At 26.6% G+C, this 11,212-nt stretch carries 5 protein-coding genes; all 5 read left to right on the top strand.

Features of this window, described 5'->3' with window-relative positions; translation table 11 throughout:
- The first annotated feature begins 679 nt into the window (after window positions 1-679).
- The 5 genes from CQA75_RS00965 (at window position 680) to CQA75_RS00940 (ending at window position 11,192) form a co-directional block, all read left to right on the top strand.
- Window positions 680-2,071 carry a PDDEXK-like family protein gene (locus tag CQA75_RS00965; protein ID WP_137623182.1) on the top strand — a complete coding sequence of 464 codons (1,392 nt, stop codon included), beginning with the start codon at window positions 680-682 and terminating at the stop codon, window positions 2,069-2,071.
- Window positions 2,072-2,156: 85 nt separating this feature from the next.
- Window positions 2,157-5,930 (top strand): class I SAM-dependent DNA methyltransferase, encoded by a 3,774-nt coding sequence (locus CQA75_RS00960; protein WP_137623181.1) that lies wholly within the window; start codon window positions 2,157-2,159, stop codon window positions 5,928-5,930.
- Between the two features lie 5 nt (window positions 5,931-5,935).
- Window positions 5,936-6,820, top strand: a complete 885-nt coding sequence (locus tag CQA75_RS00955) for a hypothetical protein (protein ID WP_171000061.1) — start codon at window positions 5,936-5,938, stop codon at window positions 6,818-6,820.
- Between the two features lie 79 nt (window positions 6,821-6,899).
- Window positions 6,900-8,855, top strand: a complete 1,956-nt coding sequence (locus CQA75_RS00950) for a pentapeptide repeat-containing protein (RefSeq protein WP_137623179.1) — start codon at window positions 6,900-6,902, stop codon at window positions 8,853-8,855.
- A gap of 630 nt (window positions 8,856-9,485) precedes the next feature.
- Window positions 9,486-11,192 carry a pentapeptide repeat-containing protein gene (locus tag CQA75_RS00940; protein ID WP_137623195.1) on the top strand — a complete coding sequence of 569 codons (1,707 nt, stop codon included), beginning with the start codon at window positions 9,486-9,488 and terminating at the stop codon, window positions 11,190-11,192.
- Window positions 11,193-11,212 lie beyond the last annotated feature (20 nt).

The raw sequence follows: 11,212 nt of genomic DNA, 5'->3' as shown, positions 1-11,212 counted from the left end.
GGGGGAAAGTAGCTCATTGCGGACTTGTTAATTATTCTACTTCTTATTTTAATCTTCTTAGAGTATTTAATCTTTTAAATATAAAATAGTTTAGTTAATGTTAGTTTGGTTGTTTGGTTAAGGGTTTAGATTATTTTTTTAGATTTATTGAAATTTATTTTTTTATCTTAGTTTAGTTATTTAAAAGAATTTAGTTTAAGGTTTGGGTTTGTATTTGCTTGTGTAGCTTTATCTTGTTCAGTTGTATAGCTTTAGCTGATGTTTGATTGGTTTTTGTTTTTTTGGTTGTTTGGGTTAGTTTGGTTAGTCTTATTAAAATGAGTTTTATGGATCTTGCTAAATTAATCTTTTATTTTTTTCTTTGGATGCTTTGTATGTTTTAACTTTGTTGTTTTAGTTTGTGAATAAGTTTGGTTTATAAATTAAAAGAAATTTATTAAGATTTGGGTTTATTAAATGATTTATGAGAAATGTTTTAGGGTTAGCATTTATCAAGGTTTATTTTATAGTTTGATTAGGTAGGATTTAAAAGTTTAGTTGGTTGTACTTTAGCCTTATTTTAGTTTGTGATTAAACAATAAAGGTTTTTATTCAATATATTTTTATATAATAAATGATAATTTAAAAAATGGTTTGTTTGATATATGAGCATGAGAAGTTGTAAAATAGAAGGAAAGATATGGAATATTTTATCAAAGGGTTATCTAAAGCAGATCATAAATTTGAAAAAGATGCTAATGATGGTTTTAGCGATATAAATATATTTGAAGCTTTAGATGTTGAAGAAAAAGAAAATTATCATTCTAAATTTATAGCTTATTTGGTTGATATAGAAAAAGGACATTATCAAAAAAATTTTGCAAAAATATTTTTAGAAAAACTTGGTAAAAGTTTAAAAAATACTAAGTTTGAAAATTTAAACGTAGAAGATATAAAAAGTATAGAAACAGAAGCCTGTGTCAAAGATAATAGAAGAATAGATATTTTGATAACATTCAAAGATAAAAGATACATTATAATAGAAAATAAAATTTACGCAAAAGATCAAAAAAATCAATTAAAAGATTACATTAGCTTTATAAGAAAAAATATCAAAGATGTAAATGATTGCTATAAAAATATATTAACTATATATTTGCATCAAGATGCGGATATTAATCCCAGTTATTACAGCTTAGGCGGTTTTACTATAAAAGAAAATTTGATCAAAGATAAAAATGAAAATATCATGAGTTACTATTTGAAAATGGATTATATGTGGATTAAAGAATGGATTTGTCAATGTATAAAAATATATGAAAAAAAATCAATTAAAAATCAAAAATTCTCATCTGATATACAAAATATTATTTTTACTCTCAAACAATATAAAGATATTTTACAATGGTATATAACAAATGAGTATATTCAAAGAGATGATGTGTTGGAATTTGTTTTTTCAAAAGATATAAAAACAAAAATGAAAAATTTAAACAATGCTATGATTTTATATAGATACAGCAAAAACAAATCAGAACTTAAAAATTTAAAAGAAGAAGATTATAAAAAAGCTAAAAATATCATTCAGTATAAATGGAATAGTATTTGCAAAACCATCTTAGAAGAATTTTTTGACAATTTTGAGCAAATGGAAATTAAAATAAGCGATATTATTTTTCTTGCTAATAAAATAGAAGAAAATCGCGCCAATCGAGGCGTGTTAGTTTTTTATCCTAAAGATTATAAAAATGAGAGTTTATATCCTTGCATTTATCTTTATTTTCAAAAAAGTCGTTACGATACTTTTGGTTTAACATTTGAAATATCAAACGATGGTGAAGATGAAAAATATAAGCAATGTTTAGAATTGTTTAAAGATATAAAAAAAGAAAATGTTAAAAAATACAAAGATCATTATTATTGCGATAAATTAATAAACAATCAAAAACTAGAAGGAGAATACGCTTTTATTTATTGGTTGATCGAAAATGAAAATCATGTAAAAGATTTTATTCAAATTTTAAATGATTTTTTTGAGAAAGAATTGGTAAAGGAGGCATATAAAGGCATTGTTAATGTATTAAATTCTTAAAAAATAAAAAACTTGTAGGGATTTTTTCTTTATCAAAAGTAAATTTTAGTAGAATAATAAATTATTTTTTTATTAAAGGTTGATGATGCTTTTTACTTTGCTTAATGAAAAAGAATTTTTAAATCCTTATTATCGCAAAAAGCCTATTTTAGAGACAGAATTAAACGATTTTGTTAAGATTTTAAAGGACTATAAAACCAACCTCGAAAACAATCTCAAAAACAACGAAGATTCCCTCGTGGCAAATGCATTAAGCAAATTTTTTGAAAGTTTCAATTTTGAATGCGAAGTCAAAAGCATACACAAAGGCAATAGCGGCATAGATTTAGCCTTAAAAAAAGATGGATTTACTCAAGTCATCATCGAAGCAAAAACGCCTCATTCTAAAGAATTTTTCACTCAAAACAAGCCAAATTGCAAAGCCTTGCAAGAGTGCATTTTGTATTATCTTCGCGAAAGAAAAGCCCTAAATTCATCACTTAAGCATATCATCATCACGGATTTTTATAGTTTTTTCATTTTCAAGGCAGATTTGTTTGAAGAGCTTTTTAACAAAAACAAGCATTGTAAAGAAGCTTTTGAAAATTTTGAAAACAAAGCCTCTCTTTTTAAAGGTAATACCGATGAAATTTACAAGGAATTTGAAAAGCTTTTAAATTCAGATCTTTATCTTAAAAGCAGTTTGAAAGGAATTTTTATCGACTTAAAGCCGATTTTAGAGCAAGAAAAACCAAGCTTTAGCGAGTTAAAACCCTTGTTTAAAATTTTTAATAAAGCTTGTTTATTGGCCGAATTCAATCCAAACGACGCAAATTCCCTAAACAACGCGTTTTATAAAGAGCTTTTGTATATCCTAGGGCTTTGTGAAAACAAACAAAACTCAAAACTCATCATCGCCAAAAGCGAGGAAAGCAAAGAAGAGCAGGGTACTTTTTATACGGCTATTAATTCCAAGCTTAAAGAAGAAAATTTTGAAGTCATTTTAAAGCTTTTGATTTTATGGTTAAATCGTATTTTATTTTTAAAGCTTATCGAGTCAAATTTGGTGCGTTTTAATGATGATAAAAATTTGAAATTTTTAAATGTCAAAAAAATTCCAGATTTTGGTAAATTGAGCGAACTTTTCTTTGAAATTTTAGCTAAGGCAAAAGATACAAGAAAGAAAAGCGAATTTGCTTATTTGCCTTACTTGAATTCATCTTTATTTGAAAAACAAAGCATAGAAAATACCCTTGAAATCGCAAATTTAAGCAACAATCTAAAGCTTGATTACTATAAACACACGGTGTTAAAGGATGATAAATGCAAGGCTAAAAAAGGACAAGTTGGGCTTTTAGAGTATTTGTTTGAATTTTTAGATAGTTTTGATTTTGGTAGCGATGATGAGCAAAGCGAAATTTTAAGCCAAAAAGAACTCATAAGCTCTAGCGTTTTAGGAAATGTTTTTGAAAAACTAAACGGCTACAAAGAAGGAAGTTTTTATACGCCAAGCTTTATCACTTCTTATATGTGTAAAGAAAGTATCACAAAAGTAGTTCTTGATAAATTCAACGCCAAATTCGATCTTGAGGCTAAAGACATAAGCGAGTTAAGAAAATCTTTGAGAAAAGAAGACAAAAACGCACAAAAAGAGCTTTTAAATTCCATCAAAATTTGCGATCCGGCCGTGGGAAGCGGACATTTTCTGGTTTCTGCTTTAAATGTGATGCTTAGCATTTATGATGAATTAAATCTTTTCGAAGAAGAATTTTACCTAGAAGTGCAAAACGATGAAATTCTCATCACCGATCGCAAAGGTGAATTTATAGAATATAAACGCCCAAGCACGCACAAAGACAAAGCGCATTTGATCCAACAAGAACTTTTTCACACAAAAAAAGACATCATAGAAAACAATCTTTTTGGCGTCGATATCAACCCAAATTCTTGCGAGATCACCAAACTAAGACTTTGGATAGAGCTTTTAAAGCATAGTTTTTATCAAAGTTTTGATGATGAAAATTATCACGATCTTAAAACCCTACCCAACATCGACATAAACATAAAATGCGGAAATTCTTTGATCGCGTATTTTGACACTCAAAAGTCTTTATCGCATTACCCTAACATCAAAGAGCGTATGAAAAAGTATCAATACATAGTTAAAGACTATAAGGAAGGATTTTACACCGATAAAAATCTCATCGCTAAAGAAATCAAAAACCTCAAAGAATCTTTTAAAAATTTTTGCCTTAAAGACAAATTTGCCAAAGAAATCAAACAACTAACCAACAACGCAAACGAGTATTCTAAAAAATACGGCGATTTTTTAGCTGATGAACATCATGATGAAAAATTTAAAAGCTTTTTTTCTAAAAATATGTTTGAATTCAGTTTTGATGAAAAAGCCGCAAGAAAAGAATTTAAAAAACTTTTAGATCTTTATGAGCGTATTTTTGAGCTAGAAAAATCACATCCTTTTGAGTGGCGTTTTGAATTCCCTGAAGTGCTTGATAGTAACGGAAATTTTCAAGGCTTTGATCTCATCATCGGCAATCCGCCTTATATCAGACAAGAAGAGATAAAAGAACTTAAGCCTCATTTGGCGAAAAATTATAAGGTTTATAAAGGCACGAGCGATATTTATACGTATTTTTACGAGCTAGGTTTTAACGTACTTAAAGAAAATGGCGTCCTATCTTTCATCACATCTAACAAATACACTCGTGCAGGATATGGCGAGGCTTTGCGTGAATTTTTACTCAAAAATACTCAAATTTGCGAATACATCGATCTAAACGGCGTCAAAGTTTTCGATAGTGCCACAGTGGATACAAGCATACTGAGTTTTAAAAAGCTAAAGCCTAAAGATTCTTATTTCAAATACCTTGCCTTAGATAATGAAAATTTAAAAGCTTGTCAATTTCATATCGCTTTAAATACAAATTTCAAAGAACTTCCGCAAAAATCCTTAAGTAAAGAAAGCTTTACTTTTAGCGATGAAAACATCAGTGCCCTAAAGGCTAAGATAGAGCGTATAGGCACTCCGCTTAAGGATTGGTATGGGCTTAATATAAATTATGGTATCAAAACCGGCTACAATGAAGCTTTTATCATCACCACTGAAACAAAAGATGAGATTTTGTCAAATTGCAAAGACGAAGAAGAAAAAGAACGCACCGCCAAACTCATACGCAAAATGCTACGCGGACGCGATATAAAAAGGTATGTTTATGAATGGGCGGGACTTTGGATAATAGCTTTTGAATTTGGAAGTTATAAAATTTTAGAAAAAGATTATCCAGCTATATATAATCATTTGAAAAAATATAAAGAAAAATTACAAGCTAGAGGACAATGCACCAATAAACCTAAAACACAGCAAAAACCATATTTAGGACAGCATCATTGGCTTGAATTGGATAATAATCCAACAAAGGAATATTTATTGCAATTTGAAAAAGAAAAGATAGGTTGGCAAAGAGTAACCCAAGAGCCAAGTTTTATTTTAGAAAAAGAATGCGTTTTGCTAGATTCTATGGCATTTATGACAGGAAATTCTAAAAATGAACTTTCTTATCTTTTAGGGTTTTTAAATTCTAGCTTGATTTTTTATTATTTTAAAAATATAGGGCATTTGTATTCTGATAAAGGTTTTTTATTATCAAATCAATATGTAGAAAGATTTCCTATACCAAAGATAAATTCCAAAAATCAAAAAACAGCCGATGAATTAGTAAGCTTAGTCGATGAGATTTTAAAAGCAAAAGAACAAGACAAAAACGCAAACACCAAAATCCAAGAAGACAAAATAAACACTTTAGTTTATAAACTTTACAATCTCACCGAAGACGAGATAAAAATAATCGAAGGCAAGTAATGCAAATGAAAAATAAAAATATTGAGCGAGGTTGGCTTTTTAAAACTAAAAGAGATTTTGCAAAACGATGGAATATAGAGATAGAAGACAGATTTTATGAGAGATGTATCACTTTAATAGGTGATATTATAAACCCAGAACAATTGTCAGAGCTTGAACAAAAAATATTTTTAATTGCTGGGGAAACTTATAAAGGTAAAAAGAAGTTTTCAGGCACAATATCTATGCTTAATCGTTTTAATGGTTTGCATGATTCTTATTTTGTGTTTCATGAAACTGCACTTTATAGTTTATTGATGCAACTTAAAGATGTAAAATTTTTAGAGGCGTTAGAAAATATAATTAATTTTTGTAAAAAAGATAAAGATGATAAATTTCTTTTAACTTTTAATGATATTGCACTAGTGTCTAATAAGCCTTTTAGATTATATTATAATGATAAGTATGAATTTTATCCTAGCAATATAGAGATTTTTGACAAAGTTTTAATAAACGATGTATTGGAATTTTTGAAAGATTATCCAAAAGCTAAAAAACAATTATCAGAAGCCTTAAAAAATTTTATAACAAAAGAAAATTATAGAGATGTTGTAGATAAAACAAGATTGTCATTAGAACTTTTTTTAAAACAATTGCTCAATAATGAAAAATCACTTGAAAATCAAAAAGATGAAATTTTGCAATATTTTGGAAATTCACTAGATGAAAATTTTAAAAAAATGTTTTTAGAAATTTTAAATTACTATCAGAGCTTAAATAATAATAGAGCTAAACATTGCAAAAGCAATAGCAAAGAATTTAAATATTATGAAGTTGAGTTTTTGTTTTATTTAGTTGGAAATTTTTTGCAACTTTTTATGACATTTAATAAATTTGAAAAAAATAATTAAGATTAACATTTATTATAAAATTTTTGGATATTTAAAACAAATGAAAGTCAAGGAAATGCAATGAAAGATGAGGGATTAAATGGATAGTGAAAATTTTATCGAGGATTTAAAACCTTATGGCATTTTAGCCAAAGGGGATTGGCGGTTTTGCTCGTTTGGGACTAAGATAGAAATATCTTATGCTACTATAGAAAGCATAGATTTTAACACTTTGCAGAAAAAAGGTATAAAAGAGCTTACCATAGCGTTTAGTAAAATTTTAAACATAAAATTTTCAAATCAAAACGATGTAAAAATTTATTTTACCAAATGTAATTTTTTAGAACAAGTTTTTGCTTTGAAGTATAATTTTGAAAAAGAAGTTGGTTTTTTTGGTTGTAGTTTTGAAAAAGAAGTTAATTTTAATAGGGCAATATTTCAAGATAAAGTGATTTTTTTTAATGCCAAGTTTTTAGCCAATCAAAAAGATAATGAAATAATAGAAAATAATTTTATAAAAACAATTTTTGAAAATAAAGTTGATTTTAGTGGAGCAGAATTCCAAGCTAGAGTAAATTTTAAATTTTCCAAATTTAAAGGTGAAGCTAAATTTATAGAAACTAAGTTTTTAGCCAATCAAAAAGATAATGAAATAATAGAAAATAGTTTTAGAGAAACAAGTTTTGAAAAAGAAGTTGATTTTAGTGGAGCAGAATTTCAAGCTAGAGTAAATTTTAGTATTTCAAGATTTAAAGGTGAAGCTAGATTTATAAAAGCTCAATTTTTAGCCAATCAAAAAGATAATGAAATAATAGAAAATAGTTTTGAAAACGTAACTTTTGAAAAAGAAGTTTTTTTTAATGGAACATCATTTCAAACTATAGCGAATTTTTATAAGGCAACATTTAAAGATATGGTGAGTTTTGAAGAAGTATCATTTCAAGCTAAAGTGAGTTTTAATAAAGCAATATTTCAAGATAAAGTGATTTTTTTTAATGCCAAGTTTTTAGCCAAACAAGAAGGTAATCAAATAATAAAAAATAGTTTGAAAAAAGTAACTTTTAAAAAACAAATTGATTTTTCAAATTGTCAATTTTTAAAGGAAGTTGATTTTAAAAATAATGAATTTTATGAAGCTTATTTTAAAATGTCTAAATTTAAAGATAATGTGTATTTTAATAATTCTTATTTTAAAGATTATGCTGATTTTCATGAGTGCGAATTTGAAAAAAATGCTTGTTTTTATGGGGTAAAATTTGAAAAGGCTCCGAATTTCTCTCAAGCAATTTTTAAAGAGAATTTAAATGCTGTCAATATAAATTTAAATTTTGATTTTGAAGATTTAGAAAAGAAAATCAATCAAGAGTGTGAAGAATTTAATAAAAATAAAAAAGAACAAGATAAAAAATCTTTAGATAAATTTGCCAATGATTTTAGAGATTCTTTTAGGGTTTTAAAAAATGCTTCGATAAAAGATAATAACTCCCTAGATGCATCAAATTTTCACAAATGCGAGCTTTATTGTAAAGAGATAGAGCTAAATTCTAAAAAACCTAAGAAATTTTCTAAAGAATGGTTGGATAAATACCAACTTATGTTTTATAGAAATCTTTGTGATCATCATACGGACTTGATTTTAAATTTAAGATGGTTGATTGCAATTGTAGGTTTTTTTGCTTCTATTTTGTTTGTTTTAAAGTATGGAAATGGGAATTTGTCTAAATTCTTTAGTATAGACAACGATTTGCTTAAAGTATTAAAAAATATTCTAGATGTGAAAGCTTTAAATGATAGCAATGCTGTATATTTAATCTTTATATATTCTTTTATAGGCTTATTGTTTGTTAGAACTTTTTTTATTTTATATTATGCGGTGATTTGTTTTTTTTATATCACGATAAGTCCTTTTAATCTGTTTCAAATGGTAAGTTTTACTTTCAAATCTCGTCAAGCTTGTTTAGAAAATATAACAATATTTTTATATATTTTTTGTATAAGTTTGGTTGTCTTTTCACTCCAAAAAACCGCACGTAAAAATTCCATAGTGCCTAGCTAAACAAATGAAAGTCAAGGAAATGCAATGAAAGATGAGAGATTAGAGAGGAATAAAAATTTTATTGAAGAGTTGAAACCTTATGGTATTTTAGTTAGGGGTGGGCCACTGTTTTTACGGTCTTTACAGTTTGCTATTCGGGAAACTGAAATAGAAATACTTAATGCTGGTATAGAAAGCATAGATTTTGATGCTTTACAAAAAGAAGGCATAGAGAAGCTTTCTATAGAAAAAAGCGTAATTAAAAATATTGTCTTTGCTGAAGAAAACAATATAGATATATATTTTTATGACTGTATAATTTTGAAACAAATTAATGCTAAAAAATTATTATTTAGAAATAATTTTAAGTTTATAAAATGTACTTTTTATAAGAATATAAATTTTTTAGGAAGTGTTTTTAATGTAGAATATATTGACAAGGAAGTGAATTTTAATGAGAGCATTTTTAAGTCCAACGCTTTTTTTGATGGGTCACGCTTCGAAACACATGTAGATTTTACAGAGGCTATTTTTGAAAAGCCAGTTGTTTTTAGTAGAGTCTCCTTTTTAAATAAAGAAATAGGGATTAACTTTATAGAGGTAAAGTTTTTAGGTACTATTTTTAAAGATAAAGCCGATTTTTGCGATACCATATTTGATTCAACGGCAAGTTTTTCATATGTTATTTTTAAAAATAAAGCAAGATTTTGTAATGCTAAATTTGAGTCGCTGATACATTTTTCTTCTGTGAAATTTAAAAAGACGAGTGATTTTTCAAATACAGAATTTTTGGCAACACAAAAAAAAGATGAACAAGGAAGAATTCTTTTTGAAGATATAGAATCTGAAGATATTGTTAATTTTAGTTCTGCTAGATTTGAGTCAGGGGTGATTTTTCGTAATTCAGTGTTTAATGAGATTAATTTTAGCGGTGCTAAATTTTTAACATCATCATTATATGACAATGTGGAAAATAATTGTTTTAGTAAAGTTATTTTTAAAAGTGGTGTTGGTTTTAGCGGTGCTATTTTTGAATCTAACGTATTTTTTGATAAATGCAAATACGAGGGAAAAATTTATATGCTGAATGTTGAATTGAAATATCGGCTTGTTTTTGATGAATCTTTGTTTTTAGAGAATGCTTATTTTGATAATTCTATTTTCTATAATTATACTATTTTTTATGCATGCGAATTTGAAAAAATGGCTAGTTTTTACGGGGTAACATTTAAAAAGGCTCCGAATTTCTCTCAAGTAATTTTCAAAGGAAATTTAAATGCTGTCAATGCAAAGTTAAATTTTAATTTTGATGATTTTAAAACACAAATCAATGAGGAATATGAAGAGTTTAATAAAAATGAAGAACAAGATGAAAAATCTTTAGATAAATTTGCTAATGATTTTAGAGATTCTTTTAGGGTTTTTAAAAATGCTTTGATAAAAGATAATAACTCCCTAGACGCATCAAATTTTCACAAATACGAGCTTTATTGTAAAGAGATAGAGCTAAAACAAAGTTGGAATAAGCTTAAAAATGTCAAGACTGACGAAGATATAAAGCAAAACAATAGTAATTATTTTCAATTAGTAGATTTTTTACTTTTGAGATTTTATCGTAAGCTTTGCGATCATCATACGGACTTTTTACGAGTTTTTAACAATCTGATTTTATTGATTGCTTTATATCCTTTGTTTTTAATTTTTATTCAACCTCATGATAAATCAAAAGATGCAGAGACGATTTTATCTAAATGTTGTAATATTTTTAACAAATTCAATATTGATTTTAGTGTTGAGATTTTTAACAATTTTAGATTTGAGTTTGGTATCGGAGCTATTGTTTGCATAGTTTTTGTGTTTATTTTGATATTTTGTAAATTTTTGAAAAGATCAAATATAAAATTAAATATTTTATTAAAAGATTTTCTCTATTTTTTAGAAAGTTTGATTTTTGCGTTCTTCTTTGTTTGTGTTTTTCTAGGATTTCTAGGATTTCTAGGATTATTTTTAGAATTTTTTAAATATTCCGAATTTTTCTTAAAATTAGACAAAGATTTTGGATACTCGTTATTTATAAATTCTTTATTTGTTAGCTTGTATATTTGTTTGGTTTATACGAAATCTTTATTTTTTGGTCGATATGTAATACTTATCTTGTCATATGCGGTATTTTTTATAATGCTAATAAACCAACCTAGCATAATTCATCCTTTAATAGGAAAATTTACGAGTGATTCTAATGGAAATTCTAATCATGTAAGTTTGTTAACTTTAAATATATTATATACTATACTTATAGGTTTAGTCCTTTTTTCACTCCAAAAAACCGCACGTAAAAATTCCATAGTGCCTAGCTAAAAACAAATGAAAGTCAAGGA

This window comes from Campylobacter taeniopygiae (assembly GCF_005406225.1).
Classification (GTDB): domain Bacteria; phylum Campylobacterota; class Campylobacteria; order Campylobacterales; family Campylobacteraceae; genus Campylobacter_D; species Campylobacter_D taeniopygiae.
Note: the sequence above shows the minus strand (reverse complement) of the source record. Positions and strands in the feature narration are given on the sequence as shown.